Source organism: Nocardia sp. NPDC051929 (assembly GCF_044548645.1).
GTDB lineage: Bacteria > Actinomycetota > Actinomycetes > Mycobacteriales > Mycobacteriaceae > Nocardia > Nocardia sichangensis.
This window is the reverse complement of sequence record NZ_JBIUCG010000014.1, coordinates 98,795-121,424: the sequence shown is the minus strand read 5'-3', so window position 1 is coordinate 121,424 and position 22,630 is coordinate 98,795. Positions and strand designations below refer to the sequence as shown.

Annotated in this window: 22 protein-coding genes; 11 read left to right on the top strand and 11 right to left on the bottom strand. The window is 69.8% G+C overall.

Annotated features, from left to right (window positions below):
* Window positions 1-4: 4 nt before the first annotated feature.
* A complete protein-coding gene (locus ACIHAX_RS20165) occupies window positions 5-448 on the bottom strand; it encodes a PPOX class F420-dependent oxidoreductase (RefSeq protein ID WP_355077580.1) in 444 nt (147 codons plus the stop codon).
* A gap of 101 nt (window positions 449-549) precedes the next feature.
* Here ACIHAX_RS20165 and ACIHAX_RS20160 point away from each other — a divergent pair, with 101 nt between their 5' ends.
* The 4 genes from ACIHAX_RS20160 (at window position 550) to ACIHAX_RS20145 (ending at window position 4,010) form a co-directional block, all read left to right on the top strand.
* Entirely contained in the window at window positions 550-1,305 is a 756-nt protein-coding gene (locus ACIHAX_RS20160; protein ID WP_364428277.1) for an SDR family NAD(P)-dependent oxidoreductase, read from the top strand.
* Window positions 1,302-2,567 (top strand): precorrin-6y C5,15-methyltransferase (decarboxylating) subunit CbiE, encoded by a 1,266-nt coding sequence (gene cbiE / locus ACIHAX_RS20155; RefSeq protein ID WP_397278993.1) that lies wholly within the window; start codon window positions 1,302-1,304, stop codon window positions 2,565-2,567. Before ACIHAX_RS20160 ends, cbiE begins: the two co-directional genes overlap by 4 nt.
* Before the next feature lie 79 nt (window positions 2,568-2,646).
* Window positions 2,647-3,264: a hypothetical protein gene (locus ACIHAX_RS20150; RefSeq protein WP_355077585.1), complete on the top strand. Its 618-nt coding sequence runs from the start codon at window positions 2,647-2,649 to the stop codon at window positions 3,262-3,264.
* Window positions 3,261-4,010: a cobalt-precorrin-6A reductase gene (locus ACIHAX_RS20145; protein WP_364428581.1), complete on the top strand. Its 750-nt coding sequence runs from the start codon at window positions 3,261-3,263 to the stop codon at window positions 4,008-4,010. Before ACIHAX_RS20150 ends, ACIHAX_RS20145 begins: the two co-directional genes overlap by 4 nt.
* Window positions 4,011-4,040: 30 nt before the next feature.
* On the opposite strand, the gene ACIHAX_RS20140 is transcribed toward ACIHAX_RS20145, so the two are convergent.
* From ACIHAX_RS20140 to ACIHAX_RS20120, 5 genes are all read right to left on the bottom strand, one after another.
* Window positions 4,041-4,571: a PadR family transcriptional regulator gene (locus ACIHAX_RS20140; RefSeq protein ID WP_397278991.1), complete on the bottom strand. Its 531-nt coding sequence runs from the start codon at window positions 4,569-4,571 to the stop codon at window positions 4,041-4,043.
* Window positions 4,572-4,628: 57 nt separating this feature from the next.
* Window positions 4,629-5,024, bottom strand: coding sequence for a hypothetical protein (locus tag ACIHAX_RS20135; protein WP_397278989.1), 396 nt, complete (start codon window positions 5,022-5,024; stop codon window positions 4,629-4,631).
* A gap of 35 nt (window positions 5,025-5,059) precedes the next feature.
* Window positions 5,060-6,613, bottom strand: coding sequence for a precorrin-3B C(17)-methyltransferase (cobJ, locus tag ACIHAX_RS20130; RefSeq protein ID WP_397278987.1), 1,554 nt, complete (start codon window positions 6,611-6,613; stop codon window positions 5,060-5,062).
* Window positions 6,610-7,245, bottom strand: a complete 636-nt coding sequence (locus tag ACIHAX_RS20125) for a precorrin-8X methylmutase (protein WP_355077592.1) — start codon at window positions 7,243-7,245, stop codon at window positions 6,610-6,612. The genes cobJ and ACIHAX_RS20125 overlap by 4 nt, the downstream gene beginning before the upstream one ends.
* Window positions 7,246-7,345: 100 nt before the next feature.
* Complete coding sequence (locus ACIHAX_RS20120) at window positions 7,346-7,783, bottom strand: Lrp/AsnC family transcriptional regulator (RefSeq protein ID WP_043726335.1); 438 nt, start codon at window positions 7,781-7,783, stop codon at window positions 7,346-7,348.
* A gap of 98 nt (window positions 7,784-7,881) precedes the next feature.
* On the opposite strand from ACIHAX_RS20120, the gene ddaH reads away from it, so the two are divergent.
* Entirely contained in the window at window positions 7,882-8,766 is an 885-nt protein-coding gene (gene ddaH / locus ACIHAX_RS20115; RefSeq protein WP_355077594.1) for a dimethylargininase, read from the top strand.
* A 12-nt stretch (window positions 8,767-8,778) separates the two neighbouring features.
* Here ddaH and cobG read toward each other — a convergent pair whose 3' ends face one another.
* Both cobG and ACIHAX_RS20105 read right to left on the bottom strand, forming a co-directional pair.
* Window positions 8,779-9,984, bottom strand: coding sequence for a precorrin-3B synthase (gene cobG / locus ACIHAX_RS20110; protein ID WP_397278984.1), 1,206 nt, complete (start codon window positions 9,982-9,984; stop codon window positions 8,779-8,781).
* Between the two features lie 44 nt (window positions 9,985-10,028).
* Window positions 10,029-10,913 carry an alpha/beta hydrolase gene (locus tag ACIHAX_RS20105; protein ID WP_397278982.1) on the bottom strand — a complete coding sequence of 295 codons (885 nt, stop codon included), beginning with the start codon at window positions 10,911-10,913 and terminating at the stop codon, window positions 10,029-10,031.
* Window positions 10,914-11,408: 495 nt separating this feature from the next.
* Here ACIHAX_RS20105 and ACIHAX_RS20100 point away from each other — a divergent pair, with 495 nt between their 5' ends.
* The 3 genes from ACIHAX_RS20100 (at window position 11,409) to ACIHAX_RS20090 (ending at window position 13,878) form a co-directional block, all read left to right on the top strand.
* Complete coding sequence (locus ACIHAX_RS20100) at window positions 11,409-12,473, top strand: hypothetical protein (protein WP_364428254.1); 1,065 nt, start codon at window positions 11,409-11,411, stop codon at window positions 12,471-12,473.
* 154 nt (window positions 12,474-12,627) lie between these two features.
* Window positions 12,628-13,410, top strand: a complete 783-nt coding sequence (locus tag ACIHAX_RS20095; protein WP_355077601.1) for an SAM-dependent methyltransferase — start codon at window positions 12,628-12,630, stop codon at window positions 13,408-13,410.
* A 27-nt stretch (window positions 13,411-13,437) separates the two neighbouring features.
* Window positions 13,438-13,878 carry a nuclear transport factor 2 family protein gene (locus ACIHAX_RS20090; protein ID WP_355077603.1) on the top strand — a complete coding sequence of 147 codons (441 nt, stop codon included), beginning with the start codon at window positions 13,438-13,440 and terminating at the stop codon, window positions 13,876-13,878.
* Between the two features lie 65 nt (window positions 13,879-13,943).
* Here ACIHAX_RS20090 and ACIHAX_RS20085 read toward each other — a convergent pair whose 3' ends face one another.
* The gene (locus ACIHAX_RS20085) at window positions 13,944-15,458 is read right to left on the bottom strand and encodes an MFS transporter (RefSeq protein WP_397278979.1); all 1,515 of its coding nucleotides are present in this window, start codon (window positions 15,456-15,458) and stop codon (window positions 13,944-13,946) included.
* 148 nt (window positions 15,459-15,606) lie between these two features.
* Between ACIHAX_RS20085 and ACIHAX_RS20080 the strand changes: the two genes are divergently transcribed.
* From ACIHAX_RS20080 to ACIHAX_RS20070, 3 genes are all read left to right on the top strand, one after another.
* Entirely contained in the window at window positions 15,607-16,230 is a 624-nt protein-coding gene (locus tag ACIHAX_RS20080) for a TetR/AcrR family transcriptional regulator (RefSeq protein WP_397278977.1), read from the top strand.
* Between the two features lie 175 nt (window positions 16,231-16,405).
* The gene (gene cobN, locus ACIHAX_RS20075; RefSeq protein ID WP_397278975.1) at window positions 16,406-19,981 is read left to right on the top strand and encodes a cobaltochelatase subunit CobN; all 3,576 of its coding nucleotides are present in this window, start codon (window positions 16,406-16,408) and stop codon (window positions 19,979-19,981) included.
* Between the two features lie 167 nt (window positions 19,982-20,148).
* Window positions 20,149-20,673: a hypothetical protein gene (locus ACIHAX_RS20070; RefSeq protein ID WP_397278973.1), complete on the top strand. Its 525-nt coding sequence runs from the start codon at window positions 20,149-20,151 to the stop codon at window positions 20,671-20,673.
* 81 nt (window positions 20,674-20,754) lie between these two features.
* Here ACIHAX_RS20070 and ACIHAX_RS20065 read toward each other — a convergent pair whose 3' ends face one another.
* The gene (locus ACIHAX_RS20065; protein WP_355077609.1) at window positions 20,755-22,107 is read right to left on the bottom strand and encodes a cytochrome P450; all 1,353 of its coding nucleotides are present in this window, start codon (window positions 22,105-22,107) and stop codon (window positions 20,755-20,757) included.
* Between the two features lie 117 nt (window positions 22,108-22,224).
* The gene (locus ACIHAX_RS20060) at window positions 22,225-22,593 is read right to left on the bottom strand and encodes an STAS domain-containing protein (protein ID WP_355077611.1); all 369 of its coding nucleotides are present in this window, start codon (window positions 22,591-22,593) and stop codon (window positions 22,225-22,227) included.
* Window positions 22,594-22,630: the final 37 nt, after the last annotated feature.

Here is a 22,630-nt window from a genome sequence, read left to right as displayed (position 1 = left end):
GGCGCTAAGCGCCCGCGCCGTTACCGCCCGCCGCGCCGTCCCCGGCCGGTGCGACCAGCGTGCTGCTGGACAGGACGCGCCGGACCTGGATGGCGATCACCACGCGGGTCGGGTTCTCCCGAGGCACGCGATAACGACCCGCGTACCGCTCGACCGCCTCGGCCACCTCGTCGGGTGCCTCGAGCACAGTGGCCGGGCCCTCCAGCGTGAGCCACCGGATGCCGTCGACCTGGCTGACCGCCGCGTAGCCGGAGCGGCGCACGTTGCGTACCTTCACCGACCCGTCGTTGGTGATCACGCGCGCGATCCCGGCCTCTTGGTCCCAGGTGAATCCCACCGCCACCACATGGGGCGTTCCGTCCGCACGCAAGGTCGTCAGCGTGGCGAGGTGCCGTTCGGCGACGAACTCGAGGGCGGCGGGCGAGAGCTCAGCAGTACTCGTCGGCATCCTCCGACCGTAGCCGTCGGCGCCCGCCCCCGCCGCACCAGCCCGAACCGCGCCGGTGCGCGATGACGAGCTCCGCCCGTGCCAATGACAGACTGAGGCGCATGGGAACGCGTGGTTTGTCCGACGGGACCGTGCTGCTGCTGGGCGGGCGGAGCGAGATCGGACTCGAGGTGGCGCGACGGCTGGCGCCGGGACGAGCGGTGGTTCTGGCGGCCCGGCGCAGCGGCGAATTGGACGAGCAGCGCGCGGAGATCACCGCGGCGGGCGCGAGTGAAGTGCACACCGTCGAATTCGACGCCGACGACATGGCGGGTCATCCGGCGTTGCTGGAAAAAATCGCCGCCGAGCACGGGCCGATCGGGATCGCGGTGCTCGCCTTCGGTGTGCTCGGCGATCAGCAGCGCGCCGAGCGGGATCCCGCCCACGCGGCGGCGATCCTGCATACCGACTTCGTCGCCCAGGCCGGCGTTCTCACCACGGTGGCGAATCTTTTGCGCGCGCGAGGGGCGGGACAGATCGTCGTGTTCAGCTCGGTCGCCGGTGTGCGGGTCCGGCGCGCGAACTACGTCTACGGTTCGGCCAAAGCGGGACTCGACGGATTCGCCTCCGGTCTCGCGGACGCCCTGCACGGCACTGGCGTGCGGTTGCTGCTGGTCCGTCCCGGGTTCGTGATCGGGCGGATGACCGAGGGGATGTCCCCGGCGCCGTTCTCCAGCACGCCGGATCAGGTTGCCGACGCGGTGGTCAAGGGTCTGCGCCGGGGCGCGAGCCGAGTCTGGGTGCCCGGAATCCTGCGGCCGGTGTTCTTCGCGATGCGACTGCTGCCACAACCGGTCTGGCGCCGGATGCCCCGATGAGCGCCGCGCCCGGGTCGTGGACAGGAAAACCGGTCACGGTCGTCGGCATCGGCGCCGACGGCTGGGACGGCCTCGGTCGCGCCGCGCGGGAGGCCGTCGGTGACGCCGAGGTCTTGTTCGGTTCCGTGCGCCAGCTCGCGCTCGTGCCGCCCACCGTGGCGGCGCACCGGGTGACGTGGCCGTCGCCTCTACTGCCCGCGCTGCCCGGCCTGCTCGAACGGCATGGCGGGGCGCGGTTGTGCGTCCTGGCCAGCGGCGATCCGATGTTCTACGGAATCGGCGTCACCTTGGCTCGATTGCTGGGCGCGCAGGCGCTGCGGGTGCTGCCGCAACCGTCTTCCGCCTCCCTGGCCTGCGCCCGCCTCGGCTGGCCGCTGGCCGAAACACCGGTGGTCAGCGTGGTCGGGCGTCCGTTGGCGACGGTGCTGCCCGAGCTGGCCGACGGCAGGCGGCTGCTGGTGCTCAGCGCCGACGAGCACACACCGCGGGATCTGGCGCGACTGCTCGGGGGCCACGGTTTCGGCGGTTCGGAGCTGACGGTACTCGAGCAACTGGGCGGTTCCGCCGAACGGCGCCGCGCCGGAATCGCGCAGCAGTGGGAACACCCGCCGGGCGACCCGCTGAACGTCGTGGCGATCACCTGCTCGGCCGACCCGGACCGGCCGCGCGCCACTCGCCTGCCCGGACTGCCGGACGAATTGTTCGGCGGCGACGGCCAGCTCACCAAGCACGAGGTCCGCGCGCTGACGCTGGCGACCCTGGCGCCCGCGCCCGGGGAATTGCTGTGGGATGTGGGCGGCGGTTCGGGCAGCATCGCCATCGAATGGTGCCGGGCGCATGCGGGGAACCGGGCCGTCGCGTTCGAGCGGCTCGAGCGCAGGCGACGCCAGATCGCCGACAATGCCACGGTTCTGGGCGTGCCGCACATCCAGGTGCGCGGCGAAGTGCGTGGCGAACTCGCCGCCGATACCGGAATCGCCGCGCCCGACGCGATTTTCGTCGGTGGGGGCCTGACTCAGGATGGCGTGCTCGAGACATGCTGGGCGCAGTTGCGTCAGGGCGGCAGGCTCGTCGCGAACGCGGTCACAGCGGAATCGGAATCGTTGCTACTCAACTGGTCGAACGCCCAGGGCGGCATATTGCGGAAGTTCCAGATCTATCGTGGAGAACCACTGGGCTCCTTCACCACCTGGCGTCCGCAGCTTCCGGTCACACAATGGTCGGTGGTGAAGACCGCGCGATCCTTCCCCGCGGAGGCGTGAACACGTTACCGGTCACGCGGTAGGGTCGGGGCCGAGTTCCGATCATTGATCGGAAATCCGATTCCTGTTGGGGAGATAGATGAGATACAAGAAGTTCGCCGCTACCGCATTGCTGGCTGTCGCCGCTACCGGAGTGGCCGCCGGTACTTCCTACGCCGCCCCGGTGCCGCCCGCGGTGCAGGACCAGGCCGCTGCGGCGCCCACCGTCACCGGCAGCGATCAGGGCGTCGGTTACGCGCTGCAACTCACCGACGCGGGCAAGTCGGTGGTCACCAGCGTGACCGGTGGCGCGTTCAGCGTCGACACCGACAACCGGGCGGTCACACTGAAGAACTCCGCGGGCGAGACCGTCACCAGCATTCCGCTCACCGCGACGGCCAAGGGGCAGGAGGTCCGGATCGCCGCGGCCGTCGCCGACGAGGGCAGGCAGCTCACGCTGACGCCGCAGGTCGCGCCGACCGCGAACGCGCCGGTCGCCGCCGAGTTCATCGGCGCGCAGGAGTGGTTCTTCGCCGAACTGCAGCGCGCCTCGCTCGGCGCTCTGGTCGGCGGCCTGATCGGCGCCGCCATCGGCATCGTGTTCTTCGGTGTCGGCATCCTGCCGGGCGCGGTGCTCGGCGCGCTGATCGGTCTGGCCGTCGCGGGCGGGCCGTCGCTGCTGAACGCGGGTATCGCCTACTTCAGCGGCCAGCCCTGAGAGTTCTGATTCTGGGCGGCACCCGGGAAGCGCGGGAGCTGGCCCACATCGCTTCCGGCGAGCGAGGATTCGAGATCGTGTCCTCGCTCGCCGGTCGTGTGCGCGCACCCTTGCTGCCCGAGGGCGAGGTCCGCGTCGGCGGCTTCGGGGGCGCCGAAGGACTGCGCGCCTGGCTCGCGGCCAACGACGTGGCCGCGATGGTCGACGCCACCCATCCGTTCGCGGCGGCCATCAGCGCCAACGCGGCAGTCGCCGCGCGAGCTTCGGGTGTGCCGCTGTTGCACCTGCGCCGGCCCAGGTGGGTCGAGCAGGCAGGGGACCGCTGGATGCGTGTGCCTGATCTCCCCGCGGCCGCGACGGCAGTCGGCACGTTCGGCGAGCGCGTGTTCCTGACCATCGGCAGACAAGGCGTCGACGCGTTCGCGGGACTCGACCGGCCCTGGTTTCTGATTCGTGCCATCGACCCGCCGGAGGGCGCGCTGCCGCCGCGGCACGAATTGCTCCTCGCCCGTGGGCCGTTCGCGGTGCAGGACGAAGCGCGGCTGCTCACGGAGTATCGGATCGACGCGCTCGTCACGAAGGACAGCGGCGGGGAGCAGACGGAGGCCAAGCTCGCCGCCGCCCGCGCCGCGGGCATCCCGGTGGTCGTGGTGGACCGCCCGCCGCTGCCCGAGGGCGCGCGGATCGTGGAATCCTCTGCGCAAGCGCTGGATTGGCTGCGCATCCGGCGAGCCCGGCGCGGCTGAGACGTTCCGGCTCGCGACGAGCCGGAGAGATCAGCCGCCGAGAATTTCCGGCAGATGATCGAACCAGTCCAGCACCGTGCGCTCGTAGCGAATCCCGAAATCCAACGTGGCGCGGGCGAATGCGGTCTTACCCTCCGGGTCTTCGGCGAGATACCGGGTGAGCCGAGCCTGATGGATCTCCCGGTTGGCGGCGATGATGTCGTCGAGCCGATCGCGATCGAGATGCTCGCCGAAGGAGAGCGTGAGCAGCAACGGCACCCGGATGGTTTCCCCGCCGGGATCGCGGACGACCCATTCCAGGAACGCTTCCCGGCCCGCGTCGGTGATGTGGTAGGGGGTGCGCTCCCTGGCGCCGGTCTCGCCCTTCTCGACGAGTCCCGCCGCGTCCATGGTGGCGAGTTCCCGGTAGACCTGGCTCTGGGTGATGGTCCAGAAGTCGCCGATGCGCTCCTGGGCCTCGGTCACCAGATCCCATCCCGACATCGCGCCTTCGTGCAGAAATCCGAGCAACGACGCCGCCGTCGAGTTCAGTGGTTTGCGCTTGGTCGCGGTGTTGGTCAACGACTGCTCCCTTCGCTCTCAACATTCCATAATGGAATGTTACCGGAACGTGGTGGGTCAGGCGTCGCCGGTCAGCTTGTCGAGCCGGGCGAGCACCTGCGCCATTCCCTGCTCCAGCCGTGCCTGTCCTTGTTCGAGCTGCGCCTGGCCGCGAGCGAGCGCGGCTTGGCCCTGTTCCAGACGGACCTGTCCTTGTTCGAGCACGGTCACCCTGCGGTTGAGTTCGCCCACATTCTCGCGCAGGTCTCCGACGTCCTGGCTCAGCTCGCCGACGGCTTCGCCGAGGGTTTCCGCGCGCAGGTCGATCCGGCCGATGCCGTCGAGCGTCTTCCTGGTCAGCACCGCGAGTTCGTTGAGGACCTCGCCCTGTTCGTCGAGTGCCTGTTCGCTCGCGGTGGCCCTGGCCTCCAAGGCTCGGGCGCGCAGCGTCAGCTCCGACAGTGTCGCGGCCAAGGTCCCTCCGATCTGCTTCGGTGCGTCAGGCGATACTACGCGTCGCCGGCGGTCGCGTCGCGCGTGCGGCCGTAGCGGCGGGAGGTGAAGACCCGGGTGCCCGTACCGGTTTCCAGCGCCGTGGTGGTGGACGCGCCGACGATCAGCAGCGTCCGCATGTCCACCTCCGCGGGGTCGAGGTCGCCCAGCGGCACCACCCGGACCGACTCGGTGGGCCCGCCGACGTCGCGCCCGATGACGACGGGCGTGTCGGGCTTGCGATGCTCCAGCAGCAGATCCCGCATCGCGCCCACCTGCCAGGTGCGTTGCGAGGATGCCGGATTGTAGATCGCGATCGCCATGTCGGCCGCAGCGACCGCCGAAAGGCGCTGCGCCACTACCTCCCACGGCTTGAGCCGATCGGAGAGCGAGATCATCGCGTAGTCGTGCCCGAGCGGCGCGCCCACCCGGCTGGCCACCGCGTTGGCCGCGGTGAGCCCGGGCAGCACCCGCACCGGCACCGCGCGCCACTGCGGGTCGGCGGATTCCTCCAGCACCGCCGCCGCCATCGCGAAGACGCCGGGATCCCCCGAGGAGACGACCGCGACCCGCGCGCCCCGCTTGGCCAGGTCCAAGGCCATGGCCGCGCGCTCGGACTCGACCCGGTTGTCGCTGGGATGACGACGCTGGCCCGGGCGTTCGGGCACCCGGTTCAAATAGGTGGTGTAGCCGACCAGGTCGGTCGCCTCTGCCAATGCCGCGCGCACCTCGTCGGTGGTCCACTCGGGCGCGCCGGGACCCAGGCCCACCACCACGACCTCACCGACCCCCTCGGCATCGCGGTCACGCTGAACGGTCTCCTCTTCGAGGCGGGGCAGCGGCGTGGTCGGCTCGGGACCCGGCACGAGGGTGATGGCGAAGTAGGGCACCTCGGCGTCGTCCACCGCGCCCGCGTGCAGCACGCGCTGTTCGGTGGTGCTCGCGCGCTCGACGTAGTACGCGCCCGCGAGTCGGCCGGAATCCGTAAGAGCCTGGCGCACACCGGGATACGTGCGTCCCAGTTTCATGATCGCGGCGGCGTCGGTGCTGCGCAGCCGCCGGGTGAGCTCGTCGACCGGCATGGTGCCCGGCAGCACGGTGAGCACCTGCTCGCCCTCGACCAGCGGTGTGCCCAGCGCCGCCGACGCCGCGCTCACGGACGTGATGCCGGGGATGATCTCGGCTTCGAACCGGTCGGCCAGCCGCCGGTGCATGTGCATATAGGAGCTGTAGAACAGCGGGTCGCCCGCGGCGAGCAGCGCGACCGAACGGCCCGCGGCGAGGTGCTCGGCCAGCCGCTCGGCGGCCTGTTCGTAGAACTCGTCGATCGCACCCTGATAACCGCCGGGATGGTCGGTCGTCTCGGTGGTCACCGGGTAGACGAGATGCTCTTCCAGTTGGCCGGGGCGCAGGTACGGCGCCGCGATACGGCGGGAGATGCTGCGGCCGTGGCGCGCGCTGTGGAACGCGATCACGTCGGCCGCGCCGATCACGTTGGCCGCCTTGACCGTCACCAGTTCCGGATCGCCCGGACCGAGTCCGACGCCCCACAGCTTGCCCGGAGTGCTCATTCCTGTTCGCTCGCAATCGCGTTCAGCGCGGACGCGGTGATGGCGCTGCCGCCGCGCCTGCCGCGCACGGTGAGGTATTCGACGCCGCCGAACTCGATCAGCGCGTCCTTCGATTCGGCCGCGCCGACGAAGCCGACCGGAATGCCGAGCACGGCGGCGGGCCGGGGCGCTCCCGCGTCGAGCAGGTCGAGCAGGTGGAACAGCGCCGTGGGCGCGTTGCCGATCGCGACGACGGCGCCGTCGAGACGGTCGCGCCACAGTTCGAGCGCGGCGGCGGAGCGGGTCGTGCCCCTGGCGGCGGCCAACTCCGGCACGCGCGGGTCGGCGAGGGTGCACAGCACCTCGTTGTCGGCGGGCAGTCGTTTCCTGGTCACGCCGGAGGCAACCATGGTGGCATCGCAGAGAATCGGCGCGCCCGCGCGCAGCGCTGCCCGCGCCGAGGCGACGACGCCGGGGGAGAAGGCGATGTCCGCGGCGAGATCCACCTGACCGCAGCCATGGATCATCCGCACTGCCACCTGCGCCACGTCCGGCGGGAATCCGCTCAGGTCGGCCTCGGCGCGGATCGTCGCGAACGAGCGACGGTAGATCTCGGCCCCGTCGGTCAGATAGCTGGCACGTACGTCGGACATGCGGTCCACCATATGGGTGCGGGTCCGGACAGATCGGTCCGGGTCGGGCGCTTCGCATCCCGGGCCCGGCGGCCGGACACCGAGGGGCGGGGCCGCCGGATCAGGTCCGCGGACGCTCGAGAATCCGGGACATGACGATGGCGCTGCGGGTACGCCCCACGCGCGCGTTCTCCCTGATCCGTTCCACGGTCACCTCGATCTCGGCCATGTCGGTGGCCATCACGTGCACCAGCGCGTCGGCCTCGCCCGCGATCGTCCACACGCCGACCACCTGCGGGATCGGTTCGAGACTGCGTTTGAGTTCGGCCGGGGAGATGTTGTCGCGGTAGTACACCTCGACGTACGCCTCCGTCTTCCAGCCCAGCGCGGCGGGATTGACCAGCGCGGTGAACCCGGTGATCTGCTTGCCCGCCACCAGCCGGTCGACTCGCCGTTTCACCGCGGGCGCGGACAATCCGACCACGCCGCCGATCTCCTGGAACGAAGCCCGCGCATTCTTCAGCAATTGCTCGAGAATCCGCCGGTCGAGGTCGTCCACGTCACACCTTCTCTCGCCTTGCACAACAATTCGCTGATTTTTGCCTTCCATACGCAATGAATCGTCATTTCTAGCGCAATGCTAGGCGACTTACCGTCATGACAGCTGAAAGTCCACGCTCACTGCCGGGAGTTCCGTTGACGTCTGTAGCCACCCTCCCCCTCGAGTCCACCGCCCGCCGTTCGTCGCCGCGCCGGTTCGTGATGTGCCGTCCCGACCACTTCGACGTCACCTACTCCATCAATCCCTGGATGAATCCCGCCGAGCCCGTCGACCGCTCGCTGGCCATCACGCAGTGGGAGAGATTGCGCGCCACCTACGCCGAACACGGGCACACCGTGGAGGTGGTGCCCGGTGTCGCGGGCCTGCCCGACATGGTGTTCGCCGCCAACGGCGGGTTGATCGTCGGCGACCGCGCCATGTCGGCTCGCTTCACGCACCCCGAGCGTGCCGCGGAAGGCCCGGCCTACCACGCCTGGTTCGCCCGGTCCGGCGTGGCGAACCTGGTGGCCGCCGCGGAATGCAACGAAGGCGAAGGCGACTTCCTCCTGGTCGGCGACCGGCTCCTGGCCGGAACGGGATTCCGCAGCTCACCTGCCGCGCACGAGGAGGTGTCGCGCCACTTCGGTCTGCCCGTGGTGTCGCTGGAACTGGTCGATCCGCGCTTCTACCACTTGGACACGGTGCTGCTTCCGCTGGACGCCGCGACCATCGCCTACTACCCGCCCGCCTTCAGCCCGGCGGCGCGCGCGGTGCTGGCGGAGCTCTACCCCGACGCGATCGTGGCCACCGACGCCGACGCGGCGGTGCTCGGGCTGAACGGGGTCTGCGACGGCGCGAACGTCTTCCTCAGCAGCGCGGCCACCGACCTGAGTGAAGCCTTGCGTGCCCGTGGCTACCATCCGGTGGGGATCGAGATGTCCGAGCTGCTCAAAGCTGGTGGCTCCGTCAAATGCTGCACCCTCGAGATCCATGGCGGGTGACCTGCCGGAATCTCAGGGAACGCGGGGCGGCCGGTCGACGCGATAACCCTCGCTCGTGGCGACGATGTCGGTGACCTCCCCCTGGGGGCGGCCGCAGCGACGATCGCAGCCGGACCAGTGCTGGCGGCCGGCCACCGCGACATCCGCGGCGGACATCGTCCGCGGGAGGTCGAGCGGATCGGCGGGCCCCGGCAGCACCCGGCCTGCGCCGACGGCGTCCGCCGCGTCGGCTCGGACGTCGGTGTGCGACTTCGCGCAGCCCGGCTGCCCGGCGCAGGCGCTGACCAGCAGCCAGGGCGAGTCGGCGTCGAAGATCAAGCCCATCGGCGCGAGCACGCGCACCACCTGCTCGGCGGTCCACTCCGGCAGGTCGGTGACCACCAGGCTGCGCCACGGCGTGAGGAAGACCGGTCGTTCGACCGCGGCGAGGAATTCGGCGGTGCGGGCGGGCAGGGAGCCGAGGCGAACGCCCATGCCGAGGGCGACCGACCCGTCGTCCTGCTCCAGCCAGCCGATCGGAATGTCCGGTGTGGCGGGGAATTCGAGTTCATCGGCGCTCGGTGCCGAGCCGAGGCGATCGATGACGCGTTCGGCGCCGTGTTCGATCTCGTGCAGCCGCCACCGGCCGGGGTCCGCGCCGCGCAGATCCAGGAATGCTTGCGCGGCGGCGAGTACGACGTCCACAGCGTCGGCTGCGGACAGCCGCAGGCCGCTGTCGCCGCCCGCCAGCAGCAGCGCGAACTCGTCTGCCCCGACCGCGTGCACGCCGATGTCGGGGCCGAGGCCGCTGACATCGCCGCGTCCGTCGTCGAGGGTGAACAGCACCCGGCCGGGCAGGTCGGCCAGCCGCGGCGCCGCGAGCAAGCCGGTGTCCAGCGCGCGAACCAGCGGGCGCACGTCCGCCAGGCCGCCGATCCGGCCGGACAGCGGCGAGGCGATGATGTTGCGCACCCGTTCGTGCGTGGTGCTCGGCAGGAGACCCGCGGCCACGAGCCGGTCGGTCAACGCTGCGGCATCGCTCACCCGGCGCAATTGGACGTTGCCGCGCGAGGTGAGCTCGATGTGGCCGTCCGCCAGGTCGTGCGCGGCCTCCGCCAGTGCCTGTAGCTGTGCGGGCTCCAGGCGACCGCCGGGCACGCGGATCCGGGCCAACGGCCCGTCGGCCGCCTCGTGCAGCCGCAGTACGCCCGGGCAGGAATCAGGAGCACGTCGTGTCATAGGGACTCCAGCCTACGGACGCGGCTGCCGGGCGGAACGGCCGGTCACTGCCCGATCGAACGCACCCAGTCGACGACGGCGGCCCGGTATTCGGCGGTGTTGCGCGCCAGATTGACCGAATGCCCGCTGCCGGGCAGCACGAAGGTGCGCAGTCGCGCCGCCGGGCCGAAGAACGGCGCTTCGGTGGCGCGCAATGTCTCGGCATCCGCGCAGACGGCGTACGCGGGGCCGCACGAGAGCCGGTCCCGACTGCCGTTGACGACGAGAACCGGGACATCGATGAAGTTGCTCATCGGGGGAAGGGTGGAGGTCAGGCCGTCGGGATACTCGGTCGGCGAGAAGACCTCCTTGGTGGCCTCGTCCACCGCGAGAACTTCGGGGTCGGCAGTCTCGGGAGCGAAGAAATCGGCCGCGCGGGTACCGGGCCGCGTCGCCAGATAGCCCGCGTCGTAACCGCGCCCAGCGAATTGCGGATCCTCGGCGGCCTGGTGGTAGGTGGAGATGACGCCGAGCACCTCGGACACGTTGAGCGCGTGGGAGTAACCGGTGAGCAGGACGCCGTCGACGTCCTGGTAGGTGGTCGCCTCCAGGACATCGATGCCCGAACTGAGGGAATGACCTCCGGTGATGACCTTGCCGAACGGGGGCGCGCCCGCAAGTCCGGCGCGCAGGGACCGGACGATGTCGTGCAGGGCGCGGGCGGAGACCGTCGCCGTCACCTGCGTGCTCGGTGGGCGGGTGCTCGCACCGTTGCCGAGCCGGTCGACCACCAGCGTCGCGATGCCCGCGGCGTTCATCGCCGGCCGGAAGCTGTAGGTCTCCGGAGCGTAGGGGAAATCCCAGTACGTGGCGTTGTAGTTGGAACCCGCGATCAGCACCATGACGGTGTCGGTGGCGCGCGCCGTGGGGGTGCACAAGGATCCGGCCATCTCTCCGAGCGGAACGGGGATGGAGACCGCTGTGCAACGACCCGGCGCGGTGTCTTCGGCGTGGGCAGTGCTCGGTGTCAGGCAGAGAAGTATGGCCGCCGCGGACACGGCGATCGACCGTAGCGAGGTTCGCACGCGACGCAGGCTATGCGTGAACTTCGCCGCGCGCAATACCCGCGGACGCCGGATCCGGTCACGCGTGGCGTCCGTAAAACATTTTCCAGCAGGCGATTTCGGTGTGCGACCCACGTGCTGCCTCGGACGCCAACGGGCTCCGGATATTCGTGAACGCCGTCGATCGCGAGTGCTGCCCATGGCCGTATGCCGCCAGTCCCGGCGGATCGTGCCGCTGGTTGCCCGGCGAACGGCGATACCGCGCACAATGTTCCGTGGCTATCGCATAGTTGATGCCGCACGCGTGTACTCGGCCGCGCCCGATATCGCTTCGGGACAGCGGATGTCCGAGACGACGCGACGGACAAGGAGCGCGGAAACGTGGGTGCGACGGGACAAGGGGCGGGTACGCGGACGGTGCACTTCGTCGGAAGTTTTCCGGCCGAAAGCACGGACGTCGCGATGCGGGCCATGCTGGACAGTGCGGGGACGCGACTGCGTACCCTGCCGACGGGGGAGACCCGGCGCTACGAGTTCTACATCCAGCCGATCATCGAAGACCTGGTCGACCAAGGGGTCCTGGCGGTGAAGAAGCAGGGGACATGGGGCTCGAGCAGGCAGCGGACGATCCACCGCGTGGCGCGGGGCGCCGAATTGCCCAGCGAAGCCATGGATCTCGGCTATCTCGGCGAGGCCGAGGAGGCGCTGCCGATCTTTCGGGCACTGCGCGCCGAGCACGACCTGCCCGGTCTCGCACTCCAGATCGGCATGCCGACCGATTTCACGCTGACGTTCATCGCGATGGGAGCCGCCGGCGTGCGGCGGCATCGACGCGCCTTCCTCGACGCCACCGTGCGGGACATCACGGCCATTCGCGAGCTCGCCGGTGACGACGTCGTCGTGCAGCTGGAAGCCACCGCGGAACTGGTGCTCATGGCGAAGTCACAGCCGTTGCACCGGCTGACCGATCGGGTGCTTGGGCTGGGGGAGGGGATCGCGGCCCTGGCCGCGGCCGCCCCCGAAGGTACCCGTTTCGGGGTGCACCTGTGCCTCGGCAGTTTGCGCAACAAGGCACGAGGCCGGTTGCGCGATGCCCGGCCGCTGGTCGATCTGGCCAATTCCGTCGTCGGTCATTGGCCGCGGGGGCGCGTCCTGGAATACGTGCACGGTCCGCTCGCGGCGGGCGACGTACCTCCATCGGAGAAAGCCGAATTCTATGCGCCTTTGGCGAAATTGGCCCTCGATGCCGGTACGAATTTCTACGCGGGGTTCGTGCACGACGTTCCTACCGAGGCACAGCAGACGGAGACATTGCGGATCATCGAGAACGCGCTGGGCCGTCCGATCGACGGCCTCGCTTGCGCGTGTGGTCTGGGTCGCCGTCCCCGCCCGGTGGCGGATGAGCTGATGGCGCGAACGGAGTTGCTAGCGGCGGTCGGCGAGTGAGTCCGTGCGCGCGTGCTCGACAGAGCCTGAAACAACGTTCCCTGCAATGTCATTCGATACGCGAGTGCCTTTTCAGGGCCGAGAACCGAGGCGACGGCCCGCGACTGTTTTGTTAGGATCATGATCGGGGCGATCGGGAGGTACGGTGTCCGGCATGGAGCGAGCACCGCGCGGCGTCGATCCGAACCTGCCGAACTCCGCGCGGGTATACGACTATCTCCTGGGCGGCAAAGACAATTACGAGGTGGACCGGGCGGTCGCGCACCGCATGCTGTCCATCGCCCCGGATACCCGAACCTTGGCCTGGTTCAGTCGCCAGTTCCTGGTGCGTGCGGTCCAGTCGGCCGCCGAGGCGGGGATCCGGCAGTTCATCGATCTGGGCGCGGGTATCCCGACGTCGCCGAACGTGCACGAGGTCGCCCACAAGACCGACCCTTCGGCGCGGGTGGTGTACGTCGATTTCGACCCGGTCGTCTACGCGCACTGCAATGCCCTGCTGGCGCAAGCGGACGGGGTGACGGCGATGCTGGGTGACGTTCGCCGTCCGGACGACATCATCGACCGGCTGCGCAGCGGTGGTTCGATCGACTTCGACGAGCCGGTCGCGATCACGCTCGTCGGGGTCCTGCATTTCGTGATGGACGACGAAGGCCCGGCCGAGATCGTCGCTCGGCTGCGGGAAATCATGGCTCCGGGAAGCTATCTGGCGTTCACGCACGGCTCCGACGACAGCAATTCGGACTTCATCGACCAGTCGTCGTCGGATACCGCCAAATCCTCGGCCCAGGTGGTCTATCGGTCTGCGGCCGTGGTCGAGTCGTTCTTCGAGGGGTTCGAGATACTCGAGCCCGGTGTGGTTCCCCTGCAACAGTGGCTCGGCGACGACCTGCCGGAAACCGGGCTGGTGCTGCTCGGCGGGGTGGTCCGCAAGGCATAGGGCGGGCCCGCCGACTAAGGTCGGCGTATGTCCGAAATTTCCACTCTCGCCGACCGGCTCGCCATCGTCGATGTGATCACCAAGATGTTCGTGTACACCGACCAGAAGCGCTGGGAAGACTTGTCGGCGGAGGTGTTCACGCCGACCGTCGATTTCGACGGCGGTTTCGGCGGGCCGGTCGGGGAGCGTGCCACCGCCGACATCATCGCGGATTGGCGCACCGGGCTCGCCGACCTCGACGGGGTGCACCACCAGTCGGGCAACCATCTCATCGATCTGGACGGCGACGCGGCGCGCGTGCACGCGGACGCCATCGCGGTGCACGTCAAGAATGCCGCGACCGAGGGCAAGACCCGTACCTTCGTCGGCAGCTACTCCCTCGGCGTCGAGCGCACATCGCAGGGGTGGCGGGTCAACCGGTTCCACTACCACCTCAAGGTGATCGACGGGAACGCCGACCTGGTCTAGGCCCGGCGCGAATCCTGCACGGTCGTCGTGTGATCGGTCGTGCGGGTGTCACCGGCGCGCGGTCGTCACGGTGTCGTCGTCGGTCGCGTCTCCGGTCGAGTCGGCGCCGGTTTCGCCGTCGCGCGTGAGCGTCCCGGCGCCCACACCCCGATCAGGGCCGCGGCGACGAAGGTGACAATGCCCAGCGCCAGCGCGGACTGCTGAGCGCCGTGCACGAAGGCCGATTCGGCGAAGTCGGCCAGGGGCGCGGCTTGCGGGCCGATTCGCTCGGTGACCTGCAGCGCCGCGGCCAGCGAGTCGCCGACCGGTTCGCGAATCTGCTCGGGCAGCTGGGGCAGGGCGGGTGCGACGCGGTGGCTGTACCCGGCGGCCAGGATGCTGCCGGCGATGGCGATGCCGACCGCCGCGCCCACTTCGCGCGCCGCGTCGTTCACCGCGGCGGCGACGCTGTGTTTCTCCACCGGGGTGCCCGCGATGATCGCGGCCGTCGCGGGCGCGGTACACAGGCCGGTGCCGGTGCTCATGATCAGGAACGGCCAGAGCAGGTCGACGTAAGTGGTGTCGACCTCGACCCGGGAGAGCGCGACGAGCGCTATCCCGATGATCACCAGCCCGCCCGCGATCGGGAGCCGCAACCCGACCCGTTCGGCGAGGCGCGGCGCCACCGCCGAGACCGCCACCATCGGCACCATCATCGGCGCCATCGCCAGCGCCGACACGATCGGCCGGTACCCGAGGATCAGCTGCAGGAACTGGACCATCAGCAGGAAGGTCCCGAAGCATACGCAGAACTGCAAGGTCACCGACGCGGTGCCGGAGCCGAACCCTCGATCGGCGAACAGACGTAGATCCAGCAGTGGGTGTGCCACCCGTTTCTCGATCATGCCGAACGCCACGGCCGCCAGCACCGCGACGACGGCGGCGCCGATCACCACCGGGTCCACCCATCCGCGCTCGGGTACCGTGATCGCCGCCACCACAAGTGATCCGACGGCCGCGGCCGAGGTGACCGCCCCCCACACGTCCAGCCCTGGACGATCCCGGTCGACCGACTCCGGCAGCGTGAAACCGGCGATCATCAGCACCAGTCCCGCTATGGCCATGGCGAGAAAGATCGACACCCACGACCACTGCTCCAGCAGCAGGCCCGAGCCGAGGATGCCGAGCACCGCGCCAGCACCGGCGACACCCGCCCACAGCCCGACGGCATTGCCCCGGCGTGACTCCGGAAATCCGGCGGTGATCAGGGACAGCGTCGAGGGCATGACGAGAGCGGCGCCCACTCCGGCCGCCGTCCGGCCCGCGATCAACCAGCCGGGCGTGTGCAGCAGCGCCGGGGCCGCCGAGGCCGCCGCGAAGACGAACAGACCGATGACCAGCACGGCGCGCCGCCCGAAGCGGTCGCCGAGGGCGCCCGCGGGGAGAACCAGGCAGGCCAGCGCCAGGGTGTACCCGTCGACGACCCAGGTGAGCTGCTGCTGACTGGCGCCCGTCGCGGCGGCGATCTCCGGCAACGCGGTGTACAGCGCCGCCATCGACGCGATCACCAACGCCACGGTGAGGCAGGAGATCGTCAACATCCATCGCTGAGCGGCTGACAAACGTGTCGTGGTGGACTCCACGGCGCCTCCCCGGGCTGAACAAAACTGTCAGTATCGCTACGCTACTATCAGTATCATAAGTGGGCCGGGTGGCGATAGGCGCGGCGGAGAGAGGAATGTTCGACCCATGACCGGTGCCGCCGACCCTCGTGACGACGACGTCGACCCGCGCAAGGCGCGCTCCCGCGCCAGACTGCTCGACGCCGCCACCGCGCTGCTGCGAACCGGTGGGCTGGAAGCGGTTACCGTCGAAGCCGTCACAACCATGTCGAAGGTCGCGCGCACCACGCTGTACCGGCACTTCGACAACGCCATGCAGTTGCGCGCCGCCACGCTCGAGCGTCTGCTCCCCCCGGTGATCGAGGCGCCGCCCGCCGGTCCGCTGCGGCAACGGCTGATCGAATTGCTCAGCAGGCAGGCGGCGGTCGTGAACGAGGCCCCGTTGCAGATATCCACGCTGGCGTGGCTGGCCACCGGCGAGCGCGGCGAATCCGGGGCGGGTCCGGACTTCACCTCGCTGCGCAGGCGGCTCATCGAGCAGTACCGCAAGCCGTTCGACCAGCTCTTCGGCGATCCGGACGTGCGCGCCCAACTCGGCGATCCGGACGTGACGTTCGCGCTGACCCAGCTCGTCGGCCCGATCGTCTTCGCCAGGCTGGTCGGGCTCGAACCGATCGGCACCGCCGACTGCGCACGACTCGTGGACGACTTCTTGGCAGCCAGGGCGAGCGACGGCGACCGTCGCGGCTGATCGAGCGGGGCGCGTGGACGAGGACGATCCGGACGGCAGGTAGCATCGGCGTGCTCGGCGGACGACGAGGAAACCGGTGAAAGTCCGGTGCGGTCGCGCCACTGTGGAAAGCCAGACCCTCCCCGGCGAGCAGCGAACCCCCGATGGGCGCGTCACCCGAGGAAGGCTGCCACCCGTGATTGTGCTGTTGTCCACATCCGACACCGATCTGCTCAGTGCCCGCGCCAGCGGAGCCGACTATCGGTGGGGAAATCCGGCTCGCCTGCTGGTCGACGACCTGCCCGGCCTGCTCGACGGCGCCGATCTGGTGATCGTGCGCATTCTCGGCGGCAAGCGGGCCTGGGAAGACGGGCTGGAGGCGCTGCGGGCCAGCGGGATCCCGCTCGTCGCCCTCGGCGGCGAGATCGCCCCGGACGCCGAATTGATGGAATGCTCCACCGTCCCGGGCGGCGTCGCGGCCGACGCGCACAACTACCTGGCCGCCGGTGGCCCGGAGAATCTGCGCCAGCTGCACAATTTCCTGTCCGACACCGTGCTGCTGACCGGCCACGGCTTCGAGCCGCCGATCCAGTTGCCCAGTTGGGGCGAATTGGATCGGGTCGCCGCTGAGCATCCCGATGGGCCGACCGTGGCGGTGATCTACTACCGCGCCCAGCATCTGGCGGGCAACACCGCCTACGTCGACGCCCTGTGTACCGCGATCGAACAGGCGGGCGCGCGGGCGCTGCCGCTGTACTGCGCGTCGCTGCGCACCGCCGAACCCGCGTTGCTCGAAATGTTGTCCCGCGCCGACGCGCTGGTGGTGACGGTCCTGGCCGCGGGCGGCACCAAGCCCGCCATCGCGTCCGCGGGTGGCGAGGACGAGGCGTGGGATGTCGGCGCGCTCGCCGACCTGGATGTGCCCATCCTGCAAGGACTGTGCCTGACCACGGGCCGCGCCCAGTGGGAGGCCAACGACGACGGGCTGTCACCGCTGGACGTCGCCACCCAGGTGGCGGTGCCGGAATTCGACGGGCGGATCATCACGGTCCCGTTCTCGTTCAAGGAATTCGACGCCGACGGCCTGTCCACCTACGTCCCCGACGCCGAGCGCGCCGCCCGTGTCGCGGGCATCGCGACGCGCTACGCGCGGCTGCGTCACATCCCCGCCGAACGCAAGCGCATCGCCGTCATGCTGTCGGCCTACCCGACCAAGCACGCCCGCATCGGCAATGCCGTCGGTCTGGACACCCCGGCCAGCGCGATCCGCCTGCTCACCGAAATGCGCTCCGCCGGTTACGATCTGGGCGCACCCGGTGAGATTCCCGGCCTGGACGAACAGGACGGGGATGCGCTCATCCACGCCCTGATCGCCGCCGGAGGCCAGGATCCCGACTGGCTGACCGCCGAACAGCTGGAGGGGAACCCGATCCGCATCGGCGCGGCGACCTATACCGCCTGGTTCGACACCCTGCCCGGCGACCTGCGCGAGGCCGTCGTCGAAGCGTGGGGCCCGCCGCCGGGCGAACTCTACGTCGACCGATCCGCCGACCCGGCCGGTGAGATCGTCATCGCCGCACTGCGTTTCGGCAATGTCGTACTCATGGTGCAGCCGCCGCGCGGTTTCGGCGAGAACCCCGTCGCCATCTACCACGACCCTGATCTGCCACCCAGCCACCACTATCTGGCGGCCTATCGGTGGCTCAGCGCGCCCGAGGGTTTCGGCGCCGACGCGATGGTGCATCTGGGCAAGCACGGGAACCTGGAGTGGCTGCCCGGCAAGACGCTGGGTATGTCGGCCTCCTGCGGCACCGATGCCGCTCTCGGTGATCTGCCGCTGATCTATCCGTTCCTGGTGAACGATCCCGGCGAGGGCACCCAGGCCAAACGACGCGCGCACGCCACCCTGGTGGACCATCTGATCCCGCCGATGGCTCGCGCCGAAACCTACGGCGACATCTCGCGACTGGAGCAGCTGCTCGACGAGCACGCCAACATCTCGGCCCTGGACCCGGCCAAGCTGCCCGCGATCCGTCAGCAGATCTGGACGCTGATGCGCGCCGCGAAAATGGACCACGACCTCGGCCTCACCGAGCGTCCGGACGAAGAATCCTTCGACGACATGCTGCTGCACGTCGACGGCTGGCTGTGTGAGATCAAGGACGTGCAGATCCGCGACGGCCTGCACGTTCTCGGCTCGGCTCCGGCCGGGGAGAGTGAACTCGACCTGGTGCTGGCCATGCTCCGCGCGCGTCAGCTGTGGGGTGGCGAGCGCACCGTGCCCGGCCTGCGCGAAGCCCTCGGCCTCGACGAGTCGGGAGGCGAGGCGCGTGAGCGCGTGGATGCCGTGGAGGCTCGCGCCCGCACGCTGGTCGCGGCGTTGCAGGCGGCGGACTGGTCGCCGGAGGCGGTCGACGGTATCGCCGATGACCCGCAGGTGCGCCTGGTGCTGCGGTTCGCGGCCACGGAGGTGGTGCCGCGCCTGCGGCAGACCGGCGTGGAGATCGACCGCGTCCTGCACGCGCTCGACGGGGGGTTCATCCCGGCAGGCCCGAGCGGGTCGCCGTTGCGCGGCCTGATCAACGTCCTGCCGACCGGGCGCAATTTCTACTCGGTCGATCCCAAGGCCGTGCCGTCCCGGCTGGCCTGGGAGACCGGGCAGGCCATGGCGGAATCCCTGCTGGAGCGCTACCACGCCGACCACGGTGAATTCCCGCGGTCGGTGGGTCTGTCGATCTGGGGTACCTCCGCGATGCGCACCTCCGGCGACGACATCGCCGAAGTGCTCGCGCTGCTGGGCGTGCGGCCGGTCTGGGACGAGGCCAGCCGCCGCGTCCGCACGCTCGAGGTGGTCTCGCTCGCGGAACTCGGCCGCCCACGCATCGATGTCACGGTGCGCATCAGCGGCTTCTTCCGCGACGCCTTCCCGCACGTGCTCGCCCTGCTGGACGACGCGATTCGCCTGGTCGCCGATCTGGACGAGCCCCACGAGGACAACTACGTCCGCGCGCACGCCCAAGCCGATCTCGCCGAGCACGGCGACCAGCGGCGCGCCACCACCCGCATTTTCGGTTCCAAGCCCGGCACCTACGGGGCGGGCCTGTTGCAGCTGATCGATGCGAAGAGCTGGCGCACCGACGACGACCTCGCCGAGGTCTACACCACCTGGGGCGGCTACGCCTATGGGCGCGATCTCGACGGCGCGCCCGCCGCGGAGGACATGCGCGGCGCGTATCGCCGGATCGCCGTGGCGGCCAAGAACACCGACACCCGCGAGCACGACATCGCCGACTCCGACGACTACTTCCAGTTCCACGGCGGCATGGTGGCCACGGTGCGTGCGCTGACCGGCAAGAACCCGGAGGCCTACATCGGCGACAGCACACGCCCGGACGCGGTGCGCACCCGGACGTTGTCGGAGGAGACGGCACGGGTGTTCCGGGCCCGGGTGGTGAACCCTCGTTGGCTCGAAGCCATGCGCAGGCACGGCTACAAGGGCGCGTTCGAAATGGCCGCGACCGTCGACTATTTGTTCGGCTACGACGCCACGACCAACGTGGTGGCCGACTGGATGTACGAAAAGCTGACGGAGAGCTACGTTTTCGACGAGGCGAACCGAAAGTTCATGGAGCAGTTCAATCCCTGGGCGCTGCACGGGATCACCGAACGGTTGCTGGAAGCGGCCGAGCGGAAACTGTGGGAACGTCCCGAACAGGACACGCTCGATCGACTGCGGCAGGTCTACCTGGAGACCGAAGGGGAGCTGGAGTAGGGTCGGCCCATCCCATTTTCCGGATTCGTCACGAAATGCGCTGTCGTGCAGGGCATCTTGGGAATACCAACTGTCCGAAGCAGTGATGTGTAACGTCTATAATCGCTGATGTTCCATGGCTGTACCCAGGTAACGACAGATCGATTCTGCTGAGGATGGGAAAGCTCATGAAGTTCAGGAAATTGGTAGCGACCACGCTGCTGACCATTGCCGCCACCGGCGTCACGGCGGCTACCGCGTACGGGCAGGCCGAAATCTACGATCCCGCGCTCGGCGACGACGTCGTGGCCTCCTCCGTCGCCGTCGCCGTCGCGCCGGACCGGTCGAGCGCGACGCTGACGCTCGCCTCCGGCACGTTCGCCGTCACACCGGACGTGATCACCGTGCTCGCGCCGGACGGCGAGGTGGTGGCGACGGTGCCGACCACTCTGCGATCCGCGATGGGGCAGCAGGTCGCGGTTGCTCCGGAAATCAACGCGGACGCAACGACTTTGACCCTGACTCCGGTCGGCACCGCCATTCCGGAGCCGGGTGCGCCGCAGTTCGTCGGTGATGCCGGGAGTGCCCTGGGCGGCGTGCTGATCGGCTGCGCCATCGGCGCCGTGGTCGGTCTGATCTTCCTCATCATCGGCGTGTTCCCCGGCTGCGTGCTCGGCGGCCTCATCGGCGGTGTCGCGGGCGCGGTCCGGTAGTCGCGTCTGCGTGAGTGGTGCGATCGGCCGCTCCCGGTCTCCGTCCGGTGGCGCGGCCGATCGTGCCTCCGTGCCGAGCGTCTAGCCCGCTTGGGTCATGCACGGCTCGACGGTGAAGTCGAGCCCGAAATTGTTCAAGGTCACCGGCAGTGGAGCGTCCGGGTTGGGGCGCGGCGTGGACCGCAGCCGGAAGTCGGCCGACGTCAGCAAGTGCGCGAGCAGCGTGCTGGTGACGAACAGCACCAGGTTACGGCCGGGGCAGTCGGCGGGGCCCGCGCTGAACGGCACGAGTTGGGGATACTGCTCCGCGCGGCCGTCCAGCCAGATCTCCGGGACGAACTGGTCGGCGAAGGGCAGCAGTTCGGCATCCCGGTGGAACGCAGGGACCGCGATCATCAGCGCGGCGCCCGCGGCGATGGTGAAGCGCTCGTCGCCGTCGCGCCACTCGGTATCGGCGGTGATGTCGCGCAGCAGCATGGGTGTGGTCGGCCACAGCCGCACCGACTCGAGGACGCAGGCGCGCAGATAACCGCGCAGGTCGACGCGTTCCGGATCGACGGCGTCGGCGAGTGCGCGGGCCTGGTGCTCGGGGTGAGTGCTCAGCACCGCCAGTGCCCGGCTCAGCGCGATGCCCGCCGCGTCGAAGGCGAACAACCAGTGCGGTATCTGCCCGACCGGATCGGTGGCGCCGCCCGCGGGCACCGCGGCCAACGCTCCGGCGAGACTGTCCGGCGAAGCGGACTCCACGTGGCGGTACAGCCGGTTGGTGAACTGGTCGCGCTGCCTGCGATGCGCAGGCGCGAGGAACGACCAGTTGCCCGCCGAGCGCAGCCGGGAGAGTTCGTCGGTGAGCACGGTGTCGTCGCGTCCTCGCTCGCCGAGCACGATCCGCCGCACCAGCCGCCACCAGCGCGTGGTGAACTGCCGCGCGTCCAGGTGGCCGCGGTGCAGGGCGGACAGGATCAACTCGCGCGCCTCCTCCGCGATCGCCTCGGCGAACGGACCGGCCAGGCGATGCAGCGGCTCGGCCGAGTCCAGCGCGGCCTCGTTCACGGCGCGGCGCTGGTCACGGATCGGTCCCTCCGAGAGCAGGACGCCGTGCGGCTGGAACTGGCGCAACGCGGCGCGCTTCTCCCGATTCGCCGGACTGAACGGCGTCGGCGCGTCGGCCAGCACCCGTCCCACGTCATGCGGATCGAGAACGACCACGATCCGGCGACCCGGCACCACGAGCTCGACCGGGCCCGCGCCGAACTCGCGCCGCAACTGCCGCACGCGCTCGATCGCCCTGGAATCGGCTCCGGTGCGTTCCAGCAGGCCCAGCACCGGCCTGCGCCGGGCGATGACACCCGAGGCGACCGAGGCGAATCCGAGATCCGCCAACGCCGCCACCGCGGGCACTCCCACCAATCGGTGTTCGCGGGTTTCTGCCATACGGCCTCCTCCCGGTGCGCTCTGGTCGACACGGTGCCGACGACCGGTCACATACCCGGCGACACGGGGTCGAAACCGCGTCGCGGGCTGAGCGGCACCGATGCGGTGCCGGGAAGCTCAGTTCGGCGCCTGGGTTTCGTTCACCGCGAGCGCGTCCTCGACCGAGTCGAACACCGTGAGCAACCGGTCCAGCGCGGTCACCTCGATCGGCCTGCGCGCGGCGTCGCTGGGGACGACGCGCAAGCCACCGGAGCCGGTGGCTTCCGAGGCCGCCAGCAGGACGCTCAGCCCGGCGGAGCCGAGGAACCCGACGTTGGTCATGTCCACCACGACGGCGGCGGGTGCGTCGCGTAGCGCCTCGTCGAGAGCCGATTGCAAGCGCGGCGCGGACGCCATGTCTATCTCGCCGTGCACGGTGACGACGACCGTGTCCTCCGCCGACCGCACCTCGACCTCCAGCGCCCGGGGCGCGCTTTCGGAACTCACAATCCACCTCCCGTGCCGGCGACGCGTCCTCGGCAGT